This is a genomic window from Streptomyces sp. CB02959 (genome assembly GCF_002803155.1).
GTDB lineage: Bacteria > Actinomycetota > Actinomycetes > Streptomycetales > Streptomycetaceae > Streptomyces.
This window is the reverse complement of the sequence record NZ_NNBP01000009.1, coordinates 127,864-152,087: the sequence shown is the minus strand read 5'-3', so window position 1 is coordinate 152,087 and position 24,224 is coordinate 127,864. Positions and strand designations below refer to the sequence as shown.

Annotated in this window: 21 protein-coding genes; 6 read left to right on the top strand and 15 right to left on the bottom strand. The window is 73.2% G+C overall.

Going from position 1 to position 24,224, the window contains the following annotated elements:
• Window positions 1-3 precede the first annotated feature (3 nt).
• From CG747_RS16745 to CG747_RS16730, 4 genes are read left to right on the top strand one after another with little or no spacing between them, the layout of a single operon-like run.
• Entirely contained in the window at window positions 4-1,101 is a 1,098-nt protein-coding gene (locus CG747_RS16745) for a beta-ketoacyl synthase N-terminal-like domain-containing protein (RefSeq protein WP_257980468.1), read from the top strand.
• Complete coding sequence (locus CG747_RS16740) at window positions 1,098-1,616, top strand: polyketide synthase (protein ID WP_100602528.1); 519 nt, start codon at window positions 1,098-1,100, stop codon at window positions 1,614-1,616. Before CG747_RS16745 ends, CG747_RS16740 begins: the two co-directional genes overlap by 4 nt.
• On the top strand, window positions 1,613-2,971 hold the full coding sequence (locus tag CG747_RS16735; RefSeq protein WP_100602527.1) for a class I adenylate-forming enzyme family protein: 1,359 nt from the start codon (window positions 1,613-1,615) through the stop codon (window positions 2,969-2,971). Before CG747_RS16740 ends, CG747_RS16735 begins: the two co-directional genes overlap by 4 nt.
• Window positions 2,968-3,780 carry a TIGR03619 family F420-dependent LLM class oxidoreductase gene (locus tag CG747_RS16730; protein ID WP_100602526.1) on the top strand — a complete coding sequence of 271 codons (813 nt, stop codon included), beginning with the start codon at window positions 2,968-2,970 and terminating at the stop codon, window positions 3,778-3,780. Before CG747_RS16735 ends, CG747_RS16730 begins: the two co-directional genes overlap by 4 nt.
• A gap of 445 nt (window positions 3,781-4,225) precedes the next feature.
• On the opposite strand, the gene CG747_RS16725 is transcribed toward CG747_RS16730, so the two are convergent.
• Window positions 4,226-4,744, bottom strand: a complete 519-nt coding sequence (locus CG747_RS16725) for a GNAT family N-acetyltransferase (protein WP_100602704.1) — start codon at window positions 4,742-4,744, stop codon at window positions 4,226-4,228.
• Window positions 4,745-4,794: 50 nt separating this feature from the next.
• The gene (locus tag CG747_RS16720; RefSeq protein WP_100602525.1) at window positions 4,795-5,388 is read right to left on the bottom strand and encodes a TetR/AcrR family transcriptional regulator; all 594 of its coding nucleotides are present in this window, start codon (window positions 5,386-5,388) and stop codon (window positions 4,795-4,797) included.
• 41 nt (window positions 5,389-5,429) lie between these two features.
• Between CG747_RS16720 and CG747_RS16715 the strand changes: the two genes are divergently transcribed.
• The gene (locus CG747_RS16715) at window positions 5,430-5,990 is read left to right on the top strand and encodes a GNAT family N-acetyltransferase (RefSeq protein ID WP_257980467.1); all 561 of its coding nucleotides are present in this window, start codon (window positions 5,430-5,432) and stop codon (window positions 5,988-5,990) included.
• Window positions 5,991-6,034: 44 nt separating this feature from the next.
• On the opposite strand, the gene CG747_RS16710 is transcribed toward CG747_RS16715, so the two are convergent.
• The 12 genes from CG747_RS16710 to CG747_RS16655 all read right to left on the bottom strand — a co-directional run bounded on the left by CG747_RS16710 (window position 6,035) and on the right by CG747_RS16655 (window position 19,360).
• Complete coding sequence (locus CG747_RS16710; protein ID WP_100602524.1) at window positions 6,035-7,675, bottom strand: glycoside hydrolase family 13 protein; 1,641 nt, start codon at window positions 7,673-7,675, stop codon at window positions 6,035-6,037.
• Between the two features lie 23 nt (window positions 7,676-7,698).
• Complete coding sequence (locus CG747_RS16705; protein ID WP_257980466.1) at window positions 7,699-8,568, bottom strand: endonuclease/exonuclease/phosphatase family protein; 870 nt, start codon at window positions 8,566-8,568, stop codon at window positions 7,699-7,701.
• Window positions 8,565-9,560 carry a methyltransferase gene (locus CG747_RS16700; RefSeq protein ID WP_100602523.1) on the bottom strand — a complete coding sequence of 332 codons (996 nt, stop codon included), beginning with the start codon at window positions 9,558-9,560 and terminating at the stop codon, window positions 8,565-8,567. The genes CG747_RS16705 and CG747_RS16700 overlap by 4 nt, the downstream gene beginning before the upstream one ends.
• A 52-nt stretch (window positions 9,561-9,612) precedes the next feature.
• The gene (locus CG747_RS16695; protein ID WP_257980465.1) at window positions 9,613-10,230 is read right to left on the bottom strand and encodes a DUF1349 domain-containing protein; all 618 of its coding nucleotides are present in this window, start codon (window positions 10,228-10,230) and stop codon (window positions 9,613-9,615) included.
• Complete coding sequence (locus CG747_RS16690; RefSeq protein ID WP_100602522.1) at window positions 10,227-11,084, bottom strand: SDR family NAD(P)-dependent oxidoreductase; 858 nt, start codon at window positions 11,082-11,084, stop codon at window positions 10,227-10,229. The genes CG747_RS16695 and CG747_RS16690 overlap by 4 nt, the downstream gene beginning before the upstream one ends.
• On the bottom strand, window positions 11,081-12,457 hold the full coding sequence (locus CG747_RS16685; RefSeq protein ID WP_100602521.1) for a glycosyltransferase: 1,377 nt from the start codon (window positions 12,455-12,457) through the stop codon (window positions 11,081-11,083). Before CG747_RS16685 ends, CG747_RS16690 begins: the two co-directional genes overlap by 4 nt.
• Entirely contained in the window at window positions 12,438-14,213 is a 1,776-nt protein-coding gene (locus CG747_RS16680) for a 1-deoxy-D-xylulose-5-phosphate synthase N-terminal domain-containing protein (RefSeq protein WP_257980464.1), read from the bottom strand. Before CG747_RS16680 ends, CG747_RS16685 begins: the two co-directional genes overlap by 20 nt.
• The gene (locus CG747_RS16675; RefSeq protein ID WP_100602520.1) at window positions 14,210-15,526 is read right to left on the bottom strand and encodes an aspartate aminotransferase family protein; all 1,317 of its coding nucleotides are present in this window, start codon (window positions 15,524-15,526) and stop codon (window positions 14,210-14,212) included. Before CG747_RS16675 ends, CG747_RS16680 begins: the two co-directional genes overlap by 4 nt.
• Window positions 15,527-15,598: 72 nt before the next feature.
• On the bottom strand, window positions 15,599-16,681 hold the full coding sequence (locus tag CG747_RS16670; protein WP_100602519.1) for a phosphotransferase family protein: 1,083 nt from the start codon (window positions 16,679-16,681) through the stop codon (window positions 15,599-15,601).
• Between the two features lie 43 nt (window positions 16,682-16,724).
• Window positions 16,725-17,972, bottom strand: coding sequence for an ATP-grasp domain-containing protein (locus tag CG747_RS16665; protein WP_100602518.1), 1,248 nt, complete (start codon window positions 17,970-17,972; stop codon window positions 16,725-16,727).
• Between the two features lie 46 nt (window positions 17,973-18,018).
• Complete coding sequence (locus tag CG747_RS16660; RefSeq protein WP_100602517.1) at window positions 18,019-18,708, bottom strand: HAD family phosphatase; 690 nt, start codon at window positions 18,706-18,708, stop codon at window positions 18,019-18,021.
• A gap of 94 nt (window positions 18,709-18,802) precedes the next feature.
• Window positions 18,803-19,360, bottom strand: coding sequence for a sugar O-acetyltransferase (locus CG747_RS16655; RefSeq protein ID WP_257980494.1), 558 nt, complete (start codon window positions 19,358-19,360; stop codon window positions 18,803-18,805).
• 705 nt (window positions 19,361-20,065) lie between these two features.
• Between CG747_RS16655 and CG747_RS16650 the strand changes: the two genes are divergently transcribed.
• Window positions 20,066-21,181 carry a SagB/ThcOx family dehydrogenase gene (locus CG747_RS16650; protein ID WP_180985573.1) on the top strand — a complete coding sequence of 372 codons (1,116 nt, stop codon included), beginning with the start codon at window positions 20,066-20,068 and terminating at the stop codon, window positions 21,179-21,181.
• Window positions 21,182-21,236: 55 nt separating this feature from the next.
• Here CG747_RS16650 and CG747_RS16645 read toward each other — a convergent pair whose 3' ends face one another.
• A complete protein-coding gene (locus CG747_RS16645; RefSeq protein ID WP_100602515.1) occupies window positions 21,237-24,011 on the bottom strand; it encodes a helix-turn-helix transcriptional regulator in 2,775 nt (924 codons plus the stop codon).
• Window positions 24,012-24,224: the final 213 nt, after the last annotated feature.

Sequence of the window (24,224 nt, the reverse complement as noted above, 5' to 3'; positions counted from 1 at the left end):
CCGGTGATCACCGGGCTGGCCTGGGACACTCCGCTGGGCCGGGACCCGGAGGCGGTGTGGGAGCGGCTGTGTGCGGGTGACTCGGGTCTGGCGCCGGTCGACTCGCCGCACCCGTTGCGCAACACACTCGCCGCCGTCGTCGAGTCGGTGCCGTACGGGACCCCGGCGGGCGAGCGCCAACGCGTGCTCGCCGGACAGGTGTTGGCCTCCGTGTTCGCGGACGCCGGCCTGTCCACCGCCGACCCCGGGGTCGGCCTGGTGCTGGGCACCAGCTTCGGCGCCTCGTTGGACGAGAAGGAGCCGGCGCTGCACACCTGGGCCGACGACGCGGCGGCGGGCATCGGGTACCCGGGGACGCCGGTGTGCGTCATGACCGCGTGCTCCGCGGGGTCGGACGCGATCGCCGTCGCGCACGCCCTGGTGCGCTCGGGCAAGCGGCGTGTCTGCGTGGCGGGTGGGGTGGACGTGGTCACCGAGGCCAAGCGGCTCGGGCACTCCGCACTGGGCACGATGAGCCCCACCGGCCTGCGGGCATTCGACCGGGCGCGCGACGGAATGCTGCTCGGCGAGGGCGCGGCGTTCGTGGTCGTCGAGCACCCCGACTCGGCCCGGGAGCGCGGCGCCCGGGTGTACGCCCGGCTGCGCGGCGCCGGCGCGGCCAACGACGCCGCCGGGCTCACCGCACCGGACCCGTCCGGACGCGCCGTGGTGCGCGCGGTGGAACGCTGCCTGGCATCCGCGGGCCTGGCCCCCGCCGACATCGCGGTGATCAACGCACACGGGACCGGGACACCGCTCAACGACGAGGTCGAGGCGCGCAGCCTGCTGGAACTGTTCGGCAGCGACGGCCCGTTGGTGTTCGCCACCAAGGGGGCGTTCGGGCACAGCCTGGGCGCCACCGGGGCCGTCGAGGCCGTAGCGACGGTACTGGCACTCCGCCACCGACGGGTCCCGCCGGTCGTCGGGCTGCGCGAACCGGCGGCACCGCTGCGGCTGGCCACGGGATCGGCGCACCCTGTGGGCGCCGGCGCCGGACTGAGCCTGACGTTGGGGTTCGGCGGGTTCAACACGTGTCTGCTGTTCGAAGGGGTGAGGGCGTGACACAGGTGCCGCCGGGCACACGGGTGCTGGGTTCGGCGACGGTCGTCGCCGAGGACCCGGCCGAGTACGCGATCAACAAACCGTCCTTCTACGCCGACCCCGCGGCCTGGCTGGTCGCCGAGACCGTGGACCGGGCGCTGACGGACTGCGCGGAGCGCGTGCTCGACGCCGCCGACGACACCGCGATCCTGGTCATGAGCGCGACCGGGAGCGAGCGGACGATACGCCGCATCGCCGCCTCGGTGCCGCGCTCCAGGGTCTCGCCGCTGCGCTTCGCCGGAGCCAACCCGGGGGTGCTGGCCGGACTGCCCGCCCTGCGCCACGGGCTGCGCGGGCCGTCGCTGCTGCTGGCGGCGCACCCGGACCAGGCCGCCCCCGTGGCGTTCACGGTGATCGACGGATGGCTCGCGGACGGCCACGCCCGGCACGTGATCCTGGTCGGCCTGGAATCCGCCGCGGGAGACCGGGAGAGGTGCTGCTGCCAGGTCCTGACCAGCGCCGGGGAGGACCGGTGAACGGCCTCACCCGGTCCGAGGTGGCCGACTTCCTGACCCGGGTCGGCACCACCCGGGCCGGCACGGACGCCGGCGCCCCGGTCGGGGTGGACGACGTGCTGGCGGACCTGGCCGGGCTGGGCCCGGCACCGGGCGACGCGGTCGTGCTCTGCCTGGCCAACGGGGTCGAACTGCTGCGCATGCAGCTTGCGGCGCTGCTGCTGGGCCTGGTGCCGCTGGCCGTGCCGCCGAGCACCCCGTGGCAGCGGGTCCGCGCGCTGGCCGGGCACGTCGGGGCCGGCGTGGTGGTGACCACCCGGCGGACCGGCACCGGGCCGCAGGCGCCGGTGGGCGGCGCGTTCGCCGTACCGACCGGGCACCCCGCCACCCCGTACCGGCCGGGCGAGATCCTGCTGTCCACCTCCGGCACCTCGGGGATGTTCAGCGCATGCGTGCACCAGGTGTCCTCGCTGCTGCACAACGCCCGCCTGCACGCCGGGGCCACCGGCATCACCTCGGCGGACACCCTGCTGGTGAACCTGCCGCTGTACTACTCCTACGCACTCGTGGCGCAGGCGTTCGCCGCGTACGTGACCAAGGCGCGACTGGTGCTCGACGGACCGCCGTTCTCGCCGGTCGCGTACCGCGACGCGGTCACCGCGCACGGGGTGACCCACTCGGCGGTGACACCGACGATCGCCCGCCAGCTGCTGGCCGACCCCGGACTCATGCCGCGCGGGCTGCGGGTGCTGGGGGTCGGCGGGGACCGGCTCGCGCCGACGGAGGTGGCGGACCTGCTGGCCGCACGATCGTCCTCGGAGCTGTATCTGACCTACGGGCTCACCGAGGCCGGGCCGCGCGTGTCGACCCTGGCCGCGCACGCCGAGCCCGCGCACCGGTACGGCTCGGTCGGCCGCCCGCTGCCCGGGGTGCGCGCGTCCCTGCGCGAGGTGCAGGGCGAGGTGGGCGAACTGCTGGTGGAATCCGACACCGTACTGCTGCGACGGGTCGGGGAACACAGCGGGAGAGTCCTGCTGGGACCGCGGACCATCGCCACCGGGGACGCCTTCTCGATCGACGACGGCTATCTGACCTTCCACGGACGCCTGTCGGACTTCGTGGTGCTGCGCGGCGAGAAGGTCTCCCTGCACACCGTCCGGCAAGCCGCACACGCCATCCCCGGGGTGGTGCGCTGCGTACCCAGGGTGGTGAACGAGGACGGCACGCAGGTGCTCGACGTCCATCTGTCGGTCACCGACTCCTTGCCCGGCGGGGAGAAGACCGTGCGGCGCCTCCTCAACTCCCAGCTGCTGCCGGCCGAACGCCCGCGTGCAGTGTTCCTTTCCACCGCCGACCCGGAGACCTTCCGCAAATGACCCTTCGCCTCGGCTGGACCGTGCCCACCGCCCTCTCGCCCGCCGGGCTCCGCGAGTTCGCCGTGACCGCTGAGCGCCTCGGCTACGACCACCTCTCCGTCCCGGAACACCTCGTCTCCAGCACTCCCGCCTACGAGAGCCTGACGCTGGTGGCGTTCCTGGCAGCGGTCACCACCCGGATCGAACTGGCAACGGCGATGACGATCCTGCCGCACCGCCCGGTGGTGCTCGCCGCCAAGCAGGCCGCGCAACTGGCCCACCTCAGCGGAGACCGGCTGCGGCTGGGCATCGCCATCGGATCCGATCCCGCCGAGTCCGCCGCGCTCGGCGTCGCTCCGGGGACCCGCGCGGCACTCTTCGAGGAGCAGGCCCGTGCGCTGCGCCTGCTGTGGACCCGGCCGGAAGCGGACTTCGCCGGCGAGCACGTCGCGTTCTCCGGTGTCACCCTCACCCCCCGGCCGCGTCGGATACCGCTCTGGATGGGCGGCGGCACCCTGCGCACCGGAGGCAGACCGGGCGCACTGCGCCGGATCGCCACCCTCGCCGACGGCTTCACCATGTCCGGCCTGCTCGCCAACCGCGTCAACCGCGGCGCCGCACTCATCGCCGAGCTGCGTACCGCGGTGACCGGAGCCGGCCGTGACTGGGCCGCCTTCGGGACGGAGGCCCGCCTCCGTCCCGTCCCCGGCCGACCGGACACCTGGCGCGCGCTCGCCGATGCCTGGCGGTCCGCCGGAGCCACCCACCTCACCGTCACCACCGACGACCTGTCCCTACTGGCCCCGGTGCACGCGGCGTTGACCGGGTAGCCCGGCCCGGCACGCCCCTCGGCAGCGGCGGCAAGCACGGCCTGACGGCTGATACCGCCGCGGCCGCCGATCACCGTGCGGGGGCGTGCCGTCCCTCACCGCAGAGGTCCGGTGCCCCGGATCTACGGGGTCCGCACGTGGGCGCCGCGCCGGTGGCGGTTGGTGTCGTTCACCAGGTACGCCAGCACCACCGCGACCGGCGCGCACAACGCCGCGGTCGTGGGCGGCGCCATGGCTCGCCGGTCGATGCGATGCCGGGACCGACGGACTCGGCGGCCGTCCCTGCCGAAGGGGCTTCCCTCTCCATGTCTCCTACTTGCCAGGCACCCGAATGCGGGCACGCTCCATCGCAAGTAGGGACCGTTGGCGGCGTCGATGCCGCGGTTCGGGTACGGCGAGCCCCACCGCCGTGCGGCACCACAGACGGCTGCCGCGAAGCCCCGGACTACCCTCGCCCCGATGCCCCCGGGCCCCCGCCCGTGCCGGGTTCGGTGCGGGCCATGGCGAACTCCAGCTGGGGCTCCCCTTCGCGTACGGGTTCCACCAGGCCGGTCCGCTGGAAGCCGTGGCGGGCGTACAGGCGCTCCGCGCGGTCATTGCCCTGCGCCACCCACAGCCGCACCTGGGGGAAGCCGTGGTCGTCCGCCCACCGCAGCACCGCCAGCACCAGGTGGTCGGCCACCCCGCGCCCGCGGGCGTCGGGGCGCACCCACATCGACACCAGCTCGGCGAGACCCGGACCGACCGGGACGATGCCGATCAGCCCGCACGCCTCAGCACCGTCCTCCGCCACGAACTGGTTGCGCAGGGTGAGGCGCTCGCGCCACCGGTCGTCGGTGAACGCCTGCTCGTGCTCCAGCGTGGATCCGAACGCCTCGGGGGCCTGTGCCAGAGCCGCCAGCCGAACGGCGCGGTAGAGGGGCCAGTCTTCGGCTGTCAGCGGCCGTACGGAGATCGTCGTCATGGCCGAGACCCTGATGCCCGCCGCGTTCGCGCGCAAGGGATTTCCGTGGCTCACCCCTTGCGGAGGGTGTCGAGGAAGCCGTCGACCGTCGCCGCCTGGGTGTCCGCGGGGAACCGCTGCGGGTCGAACAGGGCCTGGACCACCAGGCCGTGGATGAACGCGACCACCGTCGTGGCGAGTTGGTCGAGATCGGCGGTGGCCGGGAGTTCGCCCAGTGCCTGGGCGGCTTCCAGGTGGGGGCGGACCGTGGCGCGGATGCGGACGTAGCGCTCCGCCTGGTCGGCGTGCAGGCCCTGGTCGGCGAGGGCCAGATCCCAGGAACTGACCCAGATCCGGTTGCGTGCGGTGTTGTCCGCGCCGATCGGCAGGAAGTCCAACAGGACGGCGCGGAGCGCGGCGAGGCCCTCGTGGGGGCGGGCGCGGCGCGGGCGTTCCGCGCTGCTCTTCTCCAGGAGTTCGAGGGCGTGCACGACCAGGGCCCGTTTGGTCGGGAAGTAGTGCATCAGCAGTCCGGTGGAGACGTCCATCTCGGCCGCCACGGCGCGCAGGGTCAGGCCGCCGAACCCCTTGGCGGCCAGTATTCGCCATACCGCCTGGGAGACGTGCTCGCGGCGGGATTCGTGATCTACGGGCGCGGGAGGCATGGGCTTAGAGTACGTACCGAACGCTTGTTACGCACCCTTGGATGCAGTCGGAGGACCCCATGTTCGCCTTGCCGCTCGATGACGCCGCCCAGCTACGCCCCTTGGAGCCCTGGCAGGCGCAGGAATTCCTCGCCCACATGGAGCGTGCGCGGCCGACGGTGGACCCCTGGATCCCGTGGGCGACGCGCAGCACCGACCTGGAGTCCGCCGTCGACGTCCTCCAGGGCTACGCGGACCGCCAGGCCAAGGACGGTGCCCGCATCTACGGCATCTGGCTGGACGGAGTGCTGGTCGGCGGGGTGATGTTCACGCAGTTCGACGCCGCGCTGGGGGTCTGCGAGATCGGCTGCTGGTTGGAAGCGGCGGGGGAGGGTCGCGGTCTGGTGCACCGCGCCAGCCGGATACTGATCGACTGGGCCTTCCGGGTGCGCGGGATGAGCCGCGTGGAGTGGCGGACGACGCCGGCCAACAAGCGCAGCGTCGCGGCGGCCCGCCGGCTCGGGATGAGTCGCGACGGGGTGCTGCGCCGGCAGTTCCCGTACCAGGGCGTCCGGCACGACACGGAAATCTGGTCCGTGCTGGCGGAGGAGTGGAACGGGTGAGTGGGGCGGGCGGACGCCCCGGGGTGGGCGCGCCGGCCCGGGTGTCACGCCGGACGCAGCCAGGCGGTGGTGTCCGGGGGCAGTGTGCCGCCGGTCAGGGGTGCGCTGGAGAGGAGGACGTCGTGCCGGGCGGGAAGCGGTACTTGACGGGACGTCAGGTTCGTCCAGCAGGTCAGAGTGCCAGGGCCGTGGAAGGCGAGGACGCCGTCGGGGGCGGGCAGCCAGCGGAGGCCGGAACGGGTGGTGGTCGGGCCGCCGGTCGCCGCGCGGCGCAGGCGTAGCGCCGAGCGGTACAGGTTGAGCATAGAGTCGGGTGCCGTCTGCTGGGCCGCCACCGTGAGGGCCGCCCAGGCGGGCGGTTGCGGGAGCCAGGGGTCCGAGCCGTCCGGGCCGAAGCCGAACGGCGGGGCGGTGCCGGACCAGGGCATCGGGACGCGGCAGCCGTCGCGGCCCGGGTCGGCCCCGCCGGACCGGAAGTGCATCGGGTCGCGCAGCCGGTCGGCCGGCAGGTCCTCCACCTCGGGAAGACCCAGTTCCTCGCCCTGGTAGAGGTACACCGAGCCGGGCAGGGCCAGGGTGAGCAGTGCCGCGGCCCGGGCCCGCCGGGTGCCGAGGGCCGGGTCGACGGGCACGTCATGGGCCTTGCCGGCGAAGTCGAAGGAGGAGTCGGCGCGGCCGTAGCGGGTGACGGTGCGGGTCACGTCGTGGTTGCACAGCACCCAGGTCGGCGGCGCGTCGACCGCCGCGTGGCCCGCCAGGGTCGCGTCGATGCAGGCGCGGAGCCGGTCCGCGTCCCAGGGACTGCGCAGGAAGTCGAAGGTGAAGGCGGTGTGCAGCTCGTCGGGGCGCAGGTAGCGGGCGAGCCGGGCGGGGTCGCGGAGCCACATCTCGCCCACCAGGACGCGGGGGTCGGGGTACGCGTCGGCGATCCGGCGCCAGGCGCGGTAGACGTCGTGCAGGTCCTCCCGGTCGACGTACGGGTGCGGCCCCTCGCCGGGCAGGTCGGGCAGCGCGGGGTCCTTGGTGAGGAGGGTCGCGGAGTCCACCCGGATGCCGGCCACGCCCCGGTCGAACCAGAAGCGCAGGACGGACTCGTACTCGGCGCGTACCCGGGCGTCGGCCCAGTTGAGATCGGGCTGTTCGGGGGCGAAGAGGTGCAGGTACCACTCGCCCGGTGTGCCGTCGGGCTCGACGACGCGCGTCCAGGCCGGTCCGCCGAACTCGGACGGCCAGTTGTTGGGCGGCAGGTCGCCCCCGGGGCCGCGGCCGGGACGGAAGTGGAACCGGGCGCGCTCCGGGCTCCCCGGCGGGGCGGCGAGCGCGGCCCGGAACCACGGGTGGGCATCCGAGACGTGATTGGGCACGACGTCCACGAGGATGCGCAGACCGCGCCGCCGCGCCTCGGAGATCAGCTCCTCGGCGTCGGCGAGGGTGCCGAACAGCGGGTCGACGCCGCGCGGGTCCGCCACGTCGTAGCCGCCGTCGGCCATGGGGGAGGGGTACCACGGGGTGATCCACAACGCGTCCACGCCGAGCGCCGCCACATGGTCCAGGCGCCGCCGCAGCCCGGCGAGGTCGCCCACGCCGTCCCCGTCGCCGTCCGCGTAACTCCGCGGGTAGATCTGGTAGATGACGGCGTCGCGCCACCAACTGCGGGCGCGGTGGGCCGGTTCGGTCGATGGCATGGCGGCCGGTCGCCTTTCGTGGGTCATCGGCGGCGGAGCCGGATGGTGACGGGGCGGTGGTCGGAGGCGGCGGGCCGGGTGCCGGGCGGTGCCGGGCGGGGATCCAGGGCCCGGTAGGCCAGCAGGTCGGGCACGAGGGACGGGGAGAGCAGGAACAGGTCGATGCGGCGCTCCGCCTCCCCGGGGAGGAACTGCCCGTAGGTGGGCGACCGGTCGCCCAGGTGGGCGCCGGCGTCGACGAGCAGCGGTTCGGTGGGGGAGCCGAGCAGGCGCCGCAGCGGCATCCGGTCGGCTCGCCGCTCGTCGGGGAGCAGGTGATCGTCCCGGCGGTGCCGGGCCACCCGGGTCCAGTCGGGTTCGGGGTCGCCGGGCGGGACGCAGTTGGCGTCCAGGCCGACCACGAGCGGCGGCAGGGCGGGATCCGCGTGGTGGCGCAGGTGGTCCGCCTCGATGCGCCGGCCCGAGGGACTGAACGGGTCGAGGTGGGCGACGAGGAACCGCAATGGCGTGGTCCAGCCCGGCAGCCGCAGGGTGGCCAGGCCGTGGCCGTGCCAGTGGGCCAGCTCGGGGGCGAGGTGCTGCACGGCCACCCGCTCGACGTCGGGCTGCCAGAACACCGCCTGGTGGCAGCCGGTCTTCGCGGTGAACAACTCGCCGGCCATCCCGAAGGCCGCCTTGGCGTCCTCGAAGAGCGCCCCGCCGTCGCGGTGCCAGCCCCAGCCCTCGGTCGTCAGCAGCACCCGCGGCCGGTGGGCGGCGATCAGCTCGCACTGGGCGTGCCACCGGTCGTGGCGGCCCTGGAGGCGCTCGATGCCGGTCTCGTAGAGGTTCCAGAACATCAGCAGGTCGGTGTCGGCCGGGGCGTCGTCCGGGCCGGTCGGCGGGGTGCTCACTTGATGCCGACCACCATGGACTCGGGCCCGTCCAGGTGCTCGACGTAGGTGTCCTCGAAGCCCGTCCGGCGCAGCCACGCACTGCATTGCGCGCCGGTGTAGTCGAATCCGCCGGGCACCTCCGCGTGCATGATCAGGCTGAGGATCAGGCCCACGGCGTTGCTGCGGCGGTCGTCGTCGATCAGGGTCTCGTAGACCACGACGGCCCCGCCCGGCGGCAGCGCCTCGTACGCCTTCGCCAGCAGCCGGAGCTTCTCCTCCTCGCCCCAGTTGTGCAGGACGTGGCCGAACACGACGACGTCGGCCGGGGGCAGCGGGTCCTGGAAGAAGTCGCCGGGCCGGAACTCGACGCGGTCGGCGACGCCCAGCCGCGCCGTGTACTCCTCGAAGCCAGCGCGGGCCACCGGCAGGTCGAAGCCGACCGCGGTCAGGTGCGGATGGCTCCGCAGCAGCCAGCCGGGCAGAGCGCCCTCCGCGCAACCGACGTCGACGAGGGTGCGGTAGCGGTCCCAGGGGAACCGCTCGGCGAGGGCCCGGGCCGATCCGATGCTCAGGGCCGTCATGTCCCGCTGGAACGCGCGGACCGAGTCCGGCGTGGCGTAGGTGCCGGAGTAGAAGTCCCGCCCGTCGCGGCGGGCCTGGGTCGCCTGCCCGGTGCGCAGCACGGACACCAGGTCGTCGGCGAGGCCGGTGCCCCGGGACAGGAAGCTGTCGCCGAGGTACGTGGCGGGCTTGCCGGCGTCGAGGTACTCCTGTGCCTCGGGAGCGTTGGCGTACGCGTCGCCGGTGCGCTCCAGCAGGCCGAGCGCCACCAGGGCGTCGAGGAAGTCCGCGGCGGGTCGCCGGTGCAGTTTCGTACGGGCGCACAGTTCCGCCGCGGGCAGCGGTCCCTGGGCGAGTTCGGTGCACACGCCCAGCTCGACGGCGCTCAGCATGATCTTGGTCTTCCAGTGCGCCCACAACAGGTCGGTGACGGGCTGCGGCGAGATCACGAGCGGAACTCCCTTGGTGCGGAGGGGTGGTGGAAGGGGCGGCACGGGCCGGTCACCGCCGGTCGGCGAGGGCGGTGGGGGCGAGCCGGAGCGGGGCGAACGAGGCCGTGCAGGCGTCGGAGAACGGCGCCTGGGCGAACAGCCCGACCCGGACGTCCGCTTCGTCGGCACCGAAGAACGTGCGGACGAACCGCCAGTCCCCGCCGTCGTGTTCGCGGTGGAACACGGCGTACCGCCGGCCCTCCCGGGTGACGAGGAGCTCGGCGTCCGGGCCGGCGAGGACGGGGCCCGCCGCCTCGTCGGACACCGGGTGGGAGACGACGGTGACGACCGCCCACCCGCCGGCGCGGGTGCGCTCCACGCACACCTTGAACCAGCCCGCACCGTCGTGGACGACGATGCCGCCGGCGTCCCCGAACTCCCGCCCGTCGACCGTGACCCGGGTCCACAGGGTGTGGTCGCCCGTGACCCGGCGGCTCAACCGCGGGATCCCGGACGCCTCGTACGCGCCCGGCATGCGGAACAGGTCGGCGCCGCGCGGGGCGCGGACCCGCAGTTCCGCGGCGTGGCGCACGGGTGCGGTGCCGGGGCCGTCGAAGCGCCAGCCCGGGTCGTCGAAGCCGATCGCCCGCGTCCCCGTCGGGTCGACCGGGCGGGAGGGCGCGGTCACGGTGCGCTCATCCCGCCGTCCACGCTGATCGCCTGGCCGGTGACCCTGGGCGCGGACGCCAGGTAGCGCACCAGGCCGGCGATGTCCTCGGGCGTCTGGAACGCGCGCTGCGGGATCATGCCGCGCATCCGCTCCCAGCACTCGTCCTCGGTCTCACCGGGCCGGACGAACTCCGACAGCAGGTAGCGCCACATGTTGGAGCGCACGATGCCGGGGCAGACCGCGTTGACCCGGATGTTCTCCTTCGCGACCTCCTGGGCGAGGGCGGCGGTGAAACCGACGACACCGAACTTCGCCGCGCAGTAGTGCGCGACCTTCGCGAAGCCGGAACGGCCCGAAACGGACGAGAAGTTGATGATCGAACCGCCCCCGGAGGCGCGCAGCAGCGGCAGCGCCGCCCGCGAGGAGAGGAACACCCCGTCCAGATTGCCGGAGACCACGTGCCGGAACTCGCTCAGCTCCATCTTCTCGACGGGGCTGACATGGGTCACGCCGAAGGCGTTGACGACGGTGTCGAGGCGGCCCGGACCGTCGGCGATGCCCTCGTAGAGACGGCGGACCGCGTCCTCGTCGGTGGCGTCCGCGGCGGCGGCCGTCACCGACAGGCCCTCGACGGCGAGCCGGTCGGCCAGCTCGCGGGCCTCGGCGTAGCCGGTGACGGCGGTCGAGCGGTAGTGGTTGTACGCGGAGGGCAGCCGGTCGGTGTCGGCGACGACGACCTGCGCCCCGCGCCGGGCGAAGCCCTCGACCACGGCGGCCCCGATACCGCGACCGCCGCCGACGACGAGGACCACTTCGCCGGCGAACCGTTCCGCCGGATCCGTCGTCCCGTCCGGTGTCACGTCTGACGTCATGCGGTGTCTCCCATCGTGGTGGCACCCACCGGGGCGGGTGCGAGGGTGTAGGTCAGCGGGGGCAGGACCAGGGCGTCCAACAGCCGGGGGAAGGCCCGGTAGTCGGCGAGGTTGCGGTGCGGCGCGGCGACGATGCGGCGCAGCGCCGGGTCGTCCCGGCCGGTGCGGGCGGCCAGTGCGTCCAGGGCGGTCGTCACGGTGTCGTCGCGGCGCTCGAAGAACGCCCGGAACAGGCGGGTGGCCGCCGCGGTCCGCTCCGCCGGGTCGGTACCGGTGCGCGGCGCGACGCGGATCGCCGCCGGCAGGGCCCGGTCGTGGGCGGTGTCCACGGGGGCCGGGGGGCCGCCGAGCGCCCGCAGGAACGCCGCGTCGGTGTAGGGCGCCGGGCAGCGCACGGAAGCCTCGGCGAAGTCGCGGGTGAGGACCTTCGCCACCAGGGCGTCCTCGTCGACCCGGCCGAGCGGGCCCACCCGGCCCATGTCGAAGGTGCCGGCCGTGTCGAGCGTGGTGGGCACCAGGTTCCGGGCGGGGAGCAGTTCGACGGCCGGGCCGACGTCGGCGGCCAGCACCGGCACGCCGTGCGCGAGGGCCTCGACGACGACGCGGCCCAGGGTCTCCCGCGACGCCGTACTGGGGAACAACAGCACGTCGACGCCGTCGAAGAACTCCGCGAGGCGGGCCTGCGGCCAGACCCCCTCGATGCGGACCGAACCGTCGGCCACCCCGGCCGCCCGGAGCCGCGCCCGCACCGCGTCGGCCTCCCAGCGGGGGGCGTTGGGCTTGCCCGCGCACACCAGGTCCACCCGCCCGCCGGTCTCCCGGTGGCAGCGGGCGAAGACCGACAGGACCTGGTCGAAGTTCTTGGCCAGGGAGAGCGCGCCGAGGTAGCCGAGGCGCAGGCGCCGTCCGGCCGGCGGCACGGGGCGGGCCGCGCGCCGCGGCATCCGGTCGAGCATCGGGTAGGCGACCGCCGATCCCCCCTCGGTGAGCGCGGGGAAGTTCCGCAGGAACAGCTCACGCGTGTACGCGGTGGGGAAGAGCGCCAGGTCCCCCGGGCGCACCAACGGCGCGCACAGCTCCTCCTGGGCCCAGTAGCCGGACCACAGCGCGGTGTGCACCTCCCGGACGATCCGGAAGTCGCCGCCGGTCCGCTCCCGCCAGTGGTGGTACAGGAAGGCGTACGGCCCCGAACCCGCGTACACCGTCTCCCCGGCGCCCACCCCGGTCACGCAGTCGGGGCCGCGGGTCAGGTCGTGCCACGCGACGGAGCCCCGGCGGGTCAGCAGCTCGGACATCTCGCGGTGCATCAGGATCGCGCCGTCGACGATGCCGTCGGAGTCCGCCGCGCGGTAGTCATGCGTGTGCAGGCGCACGGCCGGCCTCCCGGCTCTTCAGCAGGGCCGCCAGGCGTTCCCGCAGCACGGTCGGGGTCATACCGTGCAGCGGCAGCTGGCGCGCGTGCACCTGGTTGGCGATGTCGCGACGCACCCCGTGCACCTCCACCGGCAGCAGGTACTCGGCGCGCAGAAACTCGCCGAAGCCGCCCCGCGCGCCGTTGTACTCGACGCTCAACAGGCGCCGGCAGCCCCGCAGTACGGCCACGTCGTCGGGGGCGAGGTGCGGGGCGAGCGCCGCACAGTGCAGATGCGGCACCCCGAGGTCCCGGTTGGCCTGCTCGACCAGGACGCTCGCGTAGCCGAACGTCACCACGGCCGCCTCGGTCCCGGCACCGCCGGGCGGGGTCAGCCAGACCGCGCCGTCGATGTCGGCCGAGCAGTCGCGGGACGGCGGGTCGAACCGCGCGTCGACCATGCTGACCACGTGCGCGGTGGTCGGGTCCCGGCGCAGCCGGTCCAGGCATGCCGCGAACTCCCCGGCGGTGACCGGCTCGTGGACCCGGGTGTGGAGCAGCTGGCCGAGCAGGTTGGTGGCGTTGTGGGCGCCGCCCCAGGCACCCCAGCTGCGTCCGGCGAGGACGAGCAGGTTCCGCACGCTGGTGGTCGCCTCGGTGAGCATGCTCAGCGAGTCCATGTAGTACATCGCGTCGGTGGCCACCACCTTGAGGGTGTCCGCCGGCAGCGACAGGGTCATACCGACCGTCAGCGTCTCCGCCAACCCGGTGTTGGTGTACGGAACCTGGCCGCGCAGCCCGAACCGGGCGGCCATGTCGGGGGTGAACACGGCCAGGTCGCGCCCGGTGCGCTCCTGCTCGGCGGCGAGCATGCGCCCGGCGGTCGCGGCGAACGTCGGCCGGGCCGGGGCGGCGGTCGCGGCGCCGGCCGGTTTGAAGCTGTGGTCGCCCTTGCGGGTCCGGCACACCAGCGCCGCGGGCCCGGGGCCGGCCAGCAGCGCGCCGAGCGCCTCCGCCACGGCGTGCTCGTCACGGCCGTCGGCCTCCACCACCCGGCCCAGGTAGGCGCCGAGGTACCCGGTGTTCACCGGCTTGGCCAGCGGCTCGATGCCCTTGGCGTTGGCGTCGACGACCAGGACGAGATTGGTCAGGCCCATGTCGTGGGCGAACCGCAGCGCCTCGAAGGCGACCCCCTCGTGCAACTCGCCGTCCCCGGCCAGGCACACCACCGTGCGGTCCTCGCCGCGCCGGGTCAGTTCCCAGGCCAGGCTGACCGCCTGGGCCACGCCGACGCCGAGGCTGTAGCGCATGGTGTTGCGGAAGCCGAGGTCGCGGTGGACGACCCCGGTGAGCCCGCCCTGGTGGAGGGTGGCCAGCGGGGTGAACGGCAGCGTGCCGCGCACGTAGTGCTCGGCGTAGAAGGCGGGGGCGATGTGGCCGCGGCCCACGATGAGTTCGGCCGGTCCGCGCCCGTCCTCGTCGTCGACCAGGCCCAGCGCGAAACAGGCGCGTACCAGTGGCAGCGACGACAGGTTGCTCTGGTGGTTGCCCGAGCCGGCTATCTCGTGCATGCGCAGCAGGACGTCGGCGCTGTCGGTGTACAGCCGCTCCGGGACCTGCGCGGCGAGCTTGCGCAGACCCTCAAGGAGGGAGCCGCCCCCGTGACCGCCGCGCTCCAACTCCGCCAACTCCCGCTGCACCACGGTCGTTTCGGCCGGGGTGAGCCGGGCCAGCGCCGCTCGGGCCGGTCCGGCGAAGCGGTCCCGCAGCGCGTTCACCGGTGGGCCCCGCAGACCTCGTCGAGGGCCTCGCCGAGGGTGTGCAGGATCTCGTCGGCCTCGGCGGTCGTGGTGACGAAGGCGGGCGCCAGCACCACCCAGTCGTCCTGACCGCGCAGGATCAGGCCGCGCCGCAGACAGGCTGCGGCCAGCCGCTCGCCGACGTCCGCCGCGCCCCCGGCGAGCTTGACGCCGTACAGCAGGCCGACGGCGCGCACCGTCCCCCGCTCGCCGACGACATCGCGCAGCCGGGGCCCGAGGTACCCGGACAGCTCGCGGATCCGGTCGGGGTAGCCGCCCTCGCGGAAGTGGGTGACGGCGGCGAGTCCGGCGGCGGAGGCCAGCGGGTTGGCGGCGTAGGTGTGCGAGGGGGCGAACGACGTCGGCCCGCCGGACTCGCCGAGGACCGCCGCGAGGTGCTCCGCCATGAGGACGGCGGCCAGCGGCGCGTAGCCGCCCGAGATGCCCTTGCCGACGCAGAGGATGTCCGGGGTGACGCCGAAGGTCTGGGCGGCGAAGGGCGCCCCGGTGCGGCCGAAGCCGGTGACGATCTCGTCGAACACCAGCAGGACGCCGTGCCGGTCGCACACCTCGCGGACGCGGGTGAGGTAGTCGGCCGACGGGATCGCCATACCGCGCAGGTGGATGACGGGTTCCATGACGAGCGCCGCGACCGAGTCGGGCCCTTCGGCCTCGATGGTCCGCTCGATCATGGCGGCGGCCAGCGCGCCGGACCGCTCCTGCGGCACGTCCCAGAACTCCTCCAGGCAGTCCGGCGGCCACACGTGCACGACGCCGGGGAGGCCGGGCCCGAACCGGGTGACGTCGGGCCGCCCGGTGAGGGAGAGGGAACCGAAGGTGGCTCCGTGGTAGCCGTGGTAGTAGCTGAGGACCTTCACCTTGCCGGGGTTGCCGTGACTGCGGTGGTACAGCCGGGCCAGCCGGACCGCCGCCTCCACGCTCTCGGAACCGCCGTTGACGAGCTTCGCCGCGGTGATGCCGGGCGGGGCGAGGTCGACGAGGGCCCGGGCCAGCTCCAGGGCGGCGCGGTTGGTGCCGTGCAGCGGCGGATTGAAGGGCAGGGTGCGCAGCTGGTCGGTGACGGCCCGGACGATCGGCTCGCAGTCGTATCCGAAGCAGGTGACGAAGACGCCGGAGAGCGCGTCCAGGTAGCTGCGGCCCGCCGCGTCGGACAGGCGGATGCCCTTGCCGGACTCGAAGAGCAGGGACTGTTCCGAGTGCGGTACCTCGAAGCAGAACGCGGAGAGGTCCGTCGGCCAGGCGGACAGCGGCGTCGGGTCGGCGGTGGTCATGGGCAGCTCCTCGCTGGCGAGTGGGTCGGACGGCGGGCGGGGGAGGGCGCTCGGGACGGCGGGCGGCCGGGGTCAGCGGCCGTCGGCGCAGGTGAGCAGGCGATGGACGGTGCGGCGCCGTGCGGGCGACAGCAGTGCGAAGTAGTCGAGCCACTGGGCGGCGAGGATGCCGCGGTCGAGGATGTCCTTGGCGATGTCGACGATCACCGGCAGCGAGTGCGCCAGCAGCAGCGGCATCAGGCGTTCCGTGTCGCCGGGACCGAGCAGCCCGCGCCGCCGCCCGGCGGCCGCGAAGTCGGCCACGACCCGGCGGGCACCGGCGAGGTCGTCGCCGCAGGCGTGCACCGCGGTGTCGGCGAGCCAGGCCAGGTCCAGCAGCCGGTCCTGCACGTGCAGGTTGTCGAAGTCCAGCACCGCCACGACCCGTGCCGGGGCCTGCGGGGCCAGCAGGAAGTGCTGGAGGTGCAGGTCACCGTGGACGACCGCCGGGCGCGCCGCCGAACCGGACGCCCCGCCGACCGGATCGCGGCGCAACAGCGGTGCGGCGGCGGCCAGTTCGTGCAGCACGGCGGCGGCGGCGCGGTGCCAGCGGTCGTGGCCGGCCACCGCCTTCGGCAGCAGCCGCCGCTCGGCGTCGTCGAGCGCCGCCGACCAGTCCTCCTCCTCGACCAGCCGGGGCAGGTGGATGGTGGCGAGCTCGTCGGCGGTGCCCGGCGGCAGCCCGTCGAGGGTCTGTCGCAGGTCCAACCCGGTGCGGACGATCGCCGCGGCGTGCGCCCGACTGCCGGTGCTGACCGTGCCGTCGCTGCGGGGGCTCAGCTCGCAGACGACGCCGTCGTGCCGGGCACCGGGGCTGCCGTCCGCGGTCGGCACCACCGGCAGGACGGGGACCCCCTGGCGGCGGCAGTGGGTGAGGACGCGCTCCTTGAGCGGGGCGAACCGCTCGGCGCGCACGGCCTCGGCGGTGAGCTGCACCTTCAGGACGTGGTCGGCTTCGGGGCCGGTGACGTGCCACAGTCCCGCCGTGTGTGTCAGGGGCTCGGCGCCGCCGACGGTCAGCGGAGCCAGTGCGCCGGCGCCCCACCGGGCGCCCCAGTGGACGGTGAGGACGTGACGTATCCAGCCCTCGGTTCCTGCGGGGGCGGCGACGGTCATCGACTCTCCTCTCTCACTCCTCGGCCATCCCGGGGGAGCACGGTCAGTCGACGTCGTAGAACTCTTTGCCGTCGAGATAGCGGACGGTGGCGAGGTCGCGCAGCACGACATCGAGCACGTCGTGGCGCAATTCGACGAGCAGGGGATACGTCAGGTCGTCGACGGTCGGCACGATCCGGTCGCCGGGCCGGCGGAATTCCCGCACACCGTGGTAACTCTCCAACTTCTTGAGGTCGTCGAGGCCCCGGTATCCCCGCAGGGTCCCCTCGACCGGCGAGATCATCGGCGCGCCGGCGATGAACTGCCGGACCTCGTAACGCTCCGGGCGGCGCGCGAAGAACCGCTCCGGATCGGTATAGGCGTCCACCGTCCAGTTCAACTGCGATTCCCCGATGCCCATCCGCGCGTAATGGTCGGTGTACCCGCCTCCCATGCGCGCGCCGATCTCGATCAGGCACGGACCCGACGGGGTCAGCTTGACGTCGATGTGGGCCGGTCCGTGGCGGATGTCCATCGCGTCCAGGACCTGCTCGCAATAGGCCACGACCCGGTCGATCCGCTCGCCCTTGTGCGGCAGCAGGACCAGACCGTCACAGAGGTCGAGGACCCCGTTCGCGGTGATCTGGGTCGCGGTCCAGATATCGCACACATGGTGCTTCCCGTCCCGGCTGACGGTGTTGATCGCGAATTCGGTGCCGACGAGGTATTCCTGCGCCAGCACCGTGTCATTCGGCATCGAGAAGATGTTCTCCGTGCCGGCCAGCGCTTCGTACGCGCGCACCGCCTCTTCGGGGGTGTCGCAGTAGTGCACGCCCTGGCTGCCCGCGCTGCTGAGCGGTTTCACCACGATCCGGCAGCCCAGTTCCCGGTGCCAGGCGGCCAGTTCCTCGGCGTCCCGGACCAGCAGCTGCCGTGCGCCGCGCAGCCCCGCCGCTTTGATCGTCTCGATCATCACGTACTTGTCGCGCCGGGCGAGACTCTTGTCCGTCCCGTTCGTCGGCAGCCCCAGCTTCTCGCTGAGCAGATCCGCGAAGGGGACACCGAACTCGCTGTCCGGAAGGACCGCGACCGGCTGGTAGGCGGAAAGCAGCTCGATGGTGCGGTCGAGGTCGCCGTCATGGACGACCTCGCCCACATAGCCGGTGGGCACGACCTTCTCGTACATCTTCGGGCGCACGGGCACGCTCTGCACGTGGACGGACGCGTAGCCGGCCTTCTCGAACTCGGAGACCAGGCCGCCCGAGAGGCCGGCGGGACTCGCGTCGACGATCGCGACGTAACCTTTTAGCATTCTTCTCGCCTTTACTGATCGCACGCACTCTGAAAAGACAGCGCCTTCACCGCGGCGGCACCGGACCGAGGGCCGGCCACAGCCTCCGCACTTCGTGCAGGTCCGACACGACATGGTCGGCCGACGCATGGTCGAGATGACGCGTGTGCCGGGTCGGGACCGCAACGACGGTGCATCCGGCGGCCTTGGCGGCGGCCACCCCCGCCAACGAGTCCTCCACGGCCAGACACCGCTCCGGCGCCACACCCAATTCCGCGGCCGCCCTCACGTACGGCAGCGGATCGGGCTTCTTCCTGGCCACGTCGTCGCCCGACACGACCACCGGGAAATACCGCTCGACCGCGAAGTGCCGGAGCCAGCGGGTGACCCATTCCCGGTCGGACGACGAAGCCACGGCCAATTTCCGCCCGGAAGAACGGAGTTCGTCCAGCAGGTCACCCGCTCCCGGCAGCAGCGTGACGTGCTCCGGAGTGAAGAAGCGGTCCCACTGGGCGGCGAGCCGGTCCCGTAACTCCGCATCGGTCGACGCGACCGCCGCCCGCTGCCGAAGGACCTCGAAAAGCGCCGTGTAGCCGCCCACGTGGCCGCACACTTCACGCGCCCAGAAGTCGGGGACGAACTCGGCGCCGTATTCCTCGAAGAGCGCCGCACAGGCCAGGAAATCCGGCCGCACCGAATCGATGAGCGTCCCGTCGAGGTCGAACACCACCGCGTCGAAGTCGAATGAGCAATCCATGTGTCCCCATCCCTCACCGGCGCAGCCGGGAAATCCGTTGTGGCGCGGCGCCACGCCGGTCCCGCGGCCGGAACGGGGAAGGACGCGCGACGCCTCAGCCGAGGGCCCGCACCACGCGCGCCGGGTTTCCCACGGCGACCACCTCGTCCGGAAGGTCCCGCGTCACGACGCTGCCGGCCCCGACCACCGTGTTGGCGCCGATCGTGACGCCCGGCAGGACGATCACCCCGCCGCCGAGCCAGGCACCGTCCTTGACCCGGATGGGTTGCGCGCTCTCCCACATGCCGTGCCGCAGCTCGGCGGAGTGCGGATGATTGGCGGTGTACAGCTGGCAGCGGGGGCCCATCCGTACGTCGGCGCCGATGGTGATCGGCGCGCAGTCGAGAAGAACGGCATCGAAGTTGATCCGCGACCGTTCGCCGATCTCGATGAAGAACCCGAATTCACAGAGGAATCTGGGCACCACACGCACGCCCGGCGCAATGGACCCCAGCAGCTCCGGAAGGATCGCTTCCCTTTGCCGCTGGTCGCCGAGGGCCGTGGCGTTGAATCGGTCCAGCAGTTCCTCGCACCGCTTGCGGTACGGCCGTAACGAGGGGTCGCTGGCCAGATAGGGCTCGCCACTCGCCATCCGGCTTTTGAGCTCGTCGATTTCCACCGTCCACACGCCCCCTCAATGGCCTGGATGCGGCAGGAGCGGGCTCCGGGTGACCGGGGGCCGGACAGGCCGGCCCCCGATCGAACTACCCGGGCGCTCAGCGCTGGTAGTGCACCTTGATGGAGCGACCCTGGACCGGCTTGGCAGCGAGTTCGATCTTCTTCATCACGCTCTCCTCTCGGATGGTGAGCCCGTTTGGCTCGCTGCACAGTCAACCCATGACGTGCCGTCGGCGGCATCAGTCGGACGACCGGTTCGAAACGGCCGGTGCGCGTCGGACGGGGCATCCGTCATCGCCGTCCGACGCAATTCCGCAACCACCGCATCGGTCGGGCGACTTGATCACGCAACGCGCTCGGGAAATCTGCGGTGCGGCAGTCCGCATACACGGTCACGTCACTTTACCGATGCGCCGGGCAAACCATGGCCACGACCGGTGCGAGTGCCCACCCGGCGCCGTCGCATACCGGACGAGTCGGACCGGTCACCCGACGGATGCCGCCGTCCGCGCCGAGCGGGTTTGCTGGGCGTCGAGCCGAACGGGCTCTCCAACAGAGAGGAGTGCGTGATGAAGAAGATGGATATCGCTGCCAAGCCGGTCGAGGGTCGCTCCATCAAGATTCACTTCCAGCGCTGAGGCATCACGAGATAACCGATCGGGGGCCGGGCACACCGGCCCCCGATCCTCAAGGAGAATCCATGCTGTTGCGGCGCGCACACAACCTCGTCTGCTACTGGCGGGACGGGTCCTTCGTCATCCAGAACTACCTCGGTGGCACACCGGTCTCGCTCGCCCCGATGGCCGCCGACGTCCTCGCGGCGTTCACCGAATGGACGACCGAGGACGACGCCCTGAAGGAATTCCCGGAATACGACCCGGACTCCTGCCGCGCGGCCGTGCGGGAACTGCACACGTACGGTTTCCTCGTCTCCGAAGGCGAGAGCGAACGCGACGCCCTCCTGGCCGAGCACTGGGAGACCTGGTCGCCGGAGGCCACCGCACTGCACTTCTCCAGCAAGGACGCCGACTACACGGAATCACCGGAGGTCAACGACGACTTCCGAGCCGGGAAGCGTCCCGCGCTGTTCAAGAACTACCCGACCGCGGACCGGATCCTGCTGCCCCGCGTCCCGCTCGACCCGGACGCCGATTTCGTCCGGACGCTCTACCGGCGGCGCACCCACCGGAGTTTCACGCAGGTGGACCTGCCGCTGCCGCTGCTCTCCGGACTGCTCGCGATGGTGTTCGGCCCCAGCGAATTCCTCGACGGCCAGGACTTCGGGGCCCTGATGAAACGCACCAGCGCGGCGGGCGGCGCCCGCCACGAACTGGAGGCGTACGTCGGGATCTTCACCGTCGACGGGGTCACCCCCGGGCTCTACCACTACAACTGCCTCGAACACTCGCTGGAAATGCTGGACGCCGCATTCACCCGCGAACAGGCGGCACACCTGTGCTTCGACCAGTCCGGGGTCGGCGACGCCGCGCTGGTGGTGTTCGTGACCGCCGTGGTCGAGCGCATGAGCAGCAAGTACCGGGCGCCCCGCGCGTATCGGGTGATGCTGCTGAACGCCGGTCACCTCGGGCAGACCTTCGCGCTCACCGCCACCGCGCTGGGCCTCGGGCCGTTCCAGACCGCGGCCTTCCGCGACAGCGAGGTGGAGGACGCCCTCGGCGTCGACGGCATCCGCGAAACCGCCCTCTACGTCCTGGCCGCCGGGATGCCGGACGACCGGTCGGACGCCGGCTACACCGCCGGGCTCGACGCCTTCCGACAGGCGGTGCTGCACCCGCCGCACGATCAGCAGGGCTGAGCGGATCCGGAATCGGCGTCGGGCCGCGGTCACGACCGCGGCCCGACGCGCCCGCTCAGGCGCGCACGGACGAAGGCCGCTCCGCCGACTCCAGCCGCTCGGAGCGGAGTTGGTGCCGCGAGGTGATGCCGAGCTTGGGGAACACCTTGTACAGGTGGTGCCCCACGGTTCGCGGACTGAGGAACAACTGCGCCGCGATGTCGCTGTTGCTCATCCCCTGGGCGGCGAGCCGCACGATCTGTAGTTCCCGCGGGGTGAGCCGCTGCGGCCCGTCGCCGGGACCCGGAGCCGGCTCCGCCACCTGCTCACCGGCGGCCCGCAGTTCGCAGCGCGCCAGCTCCGCCCAGGGCGTGGCTCCGGCTGCCTGGAAGGACCGCAGCGCCTGGTGGAGGTGGTCCCGGGCGGACTTGATGCGGCGGGCCCGCCGCAGCCACTCCCCGTAGAGCAGGTGAGTGCGCCCGGCCTCGAAGGCCGAGGGGGCCTCGGCGGCCAGGGCCGCGGCGAACAGGGCGTCCGCCGCGTCGTCGGCGGCGAGCAGCGCCCGGCACCGCTGCCATGCGGGGTGCAGGGCGGGCACGTCCGCGGGCGCGGCACAGCGTTCCAGCTGCTCCAGGGCCGACCGGGCGAGCTCCGTCTGCCCGGCGCGCACATATGCCTCGACGAGGTCGGGCAGCACGAGCCAGCTCATCATGAAGTGTTCCGCGCGGGCGCCGGGCGTGGTGACCTCGCGGAACAGCCGGGCGGCGCCGGACGCCTTGCCCTCGGCCAGGGCGTTCAGGCCGAGCGCCCAGTACGCGAGCGCCGCGGTGGACGCGTTCCCCTGCGGTACGGCGAGGTCGAGGGCTTCCTCGGCCAGTTCGCGGCACCGGTCGCCGTCGCCCCGGGCAGCCGCAACCCAGGCGAGCACGGCGCGCAGGTCGGCGGCGGCGGTACGCTGCCCGGTCTCGTCGGCGGGCCGGAGCGCCTCGGTCGCAAGGGCGGTCGCCGCCGTCCACTGGCCGGTGACGAGCTGGAGCGAGACGAGCGGGAGCACCGACAGCGGAAGGGCCCCCACCGCACCGTTCTTGCGCAGGGTGGCGACCGCCCGCTGCAAGGCGTCCACGGTGGATTCGGTGTCGCCCGCCAGATGCGGGAGGAACGACGGCGGCCACATCCACGGCGGGGCGTCGGCCGCGCCGTACCAGAGCGGGGCACGGTCGGCGGTGGCATGCGGGTCGTGCGCCGGGGAAGCGGTGCGGGGCGCCGCGTCGGACGACAGACCGCCCACATACGCGAGCTGTGCCCGGAAGTGGTCCGGAACCCGGCCCGTCGAGGACCGGGTCCGCTCCAGGAGCTCGGCGATGCGTGCCACCTCCTGAGGACGGTTCGCCACCCACGCCGAGCGGGCTGCCAGCACCAACATCTCCTCGGCCAGCCCCGCGTCACCGTCGAGGACGAGGCGGGCGCCGTCCAGGAGCGTGCGGCAGGCGAGCGCGGGGTCGCCGCCGGCGTGGATGACGGTGCCGCGCACCCGGGCCGACCGGGCGCGCAGCGCGGGCTCGGAGACCAGCGTCTCGGCCTCGTCGAGCAGCGGCAGGGCGTGCGCGGGATCGGAGGCTTCCCAGGCGCAGGCGGCCGCGTCGATCAGCCAACGTGCCCGGGCCCGGGGCGAGGTGGCGAACGCGGCGGCCCGGCGCAACGCATGACCTGCGGTGACCACACCGCCCGCGCGCCGGGAACGGTCCGCGCAGTGGGCCAGCAGATCGGCCACCGTGTCGTCCGCGCCCATCGTCGCGGCCGCCAGGTGCCAGACCCGACGCTCGTCGTCCGCGTCCAGGCTCCGGGCCAGCGCCTGGTGCGCGGCATGGCGAGTGCGGACCGGAGCCGCCTGGTAGAGGGCGGAGCGGACCAGCGGATGGCGGAAGCGCACGCGCTGCTCGTCGAGCTCGATCAGCCCGGCCGCCGCGGCGGCGTACAGATCGGCGGTCGCCGCGTCCCGGTCGTCGCTGGCGCCGAGGATCACCGTGAGATCCCCGTCGTGCTCGATCGCCGCCAGCAGCAGCGCGTCGCTGTGCCGGTCGGAGAGCCGGGCCGTGCGGTCCGAGTAGATCTGCTGCAGACGCGAGTTGAGGGGGAGGTGTTCGGGGAGGGGGGAGCCGCCCCGCAACTGTTCGGCGGTGAGGGCGGCGGGCAGTTCGCACAGTGCGAGCGGATTGCCTTCGGACTCGTGCAGCAGGCGTTGGCGTACCGCGCGGACGGCCTCCGGCGCCGTACGGGCCAGCAGTTTCTCGGCGGCGTCGGGGGGCAGCGGCCCCAGGGCGAGCTCGGGCAGGCCCGGGGCGTCGAAGCGGCCGCAGCCGTCCCGGGCGGCGAAGACCATCGCCAGGCCCTCCGCCTCGATCCGCCGGGCGATGAAGACCAACGCGTCGGCGGACGCCGGGTCCAGCCGGTGCGCGTCGTCCACGAGCACCGCCACCGGCGCCTCCTCGCAGGCGTCGGACAGCAGGGTCAGCGCGGCCAGCGAGAGGAGGAAGCGGTCGACGGGGGCCGAGCCCAGCCCGAACGCCGCGCGGATCGCCTCGGCCTGCGGATCCGGGAGCCGGTCCAGCCGCGGCAGGAGCGGACGCAGCACCTGGTGCAGGCCCGCGCAGCACAGCTCGACCTCGCTCTCCACGCCGACGACCCGCAGCACCCGGACGTCAGGGGGGACGGTGTGCGCCAGGTCGTCCAACAGCGTGCTCTTGCCGATTCCGGCCGGTCCGCGCAGGACGACCGAGCCGCTGCGTCCCTGCCGTGTGCCGAGGACCAGATCGGCCAGCTGCTGCTGTTCCCGCTGCCGCCCCAAGATCATGAGATCGGTGTCCCTTCGTCATGACGCCAGTCGCGTGACGGATGCTCCCCCGCATGTGTCGGATGACTTCCGTCACTTGAACATGACAGGACACCGGTGGTCCACGTTCTCCAACTTAAGTATGTCCGGACAGGTCATGTGTCAGATAAGGGTCGATACCGCAGGCCGGTTTGGGCCTTCCGCTCGTACGTGCGCGATGACCGAAGAGCCACT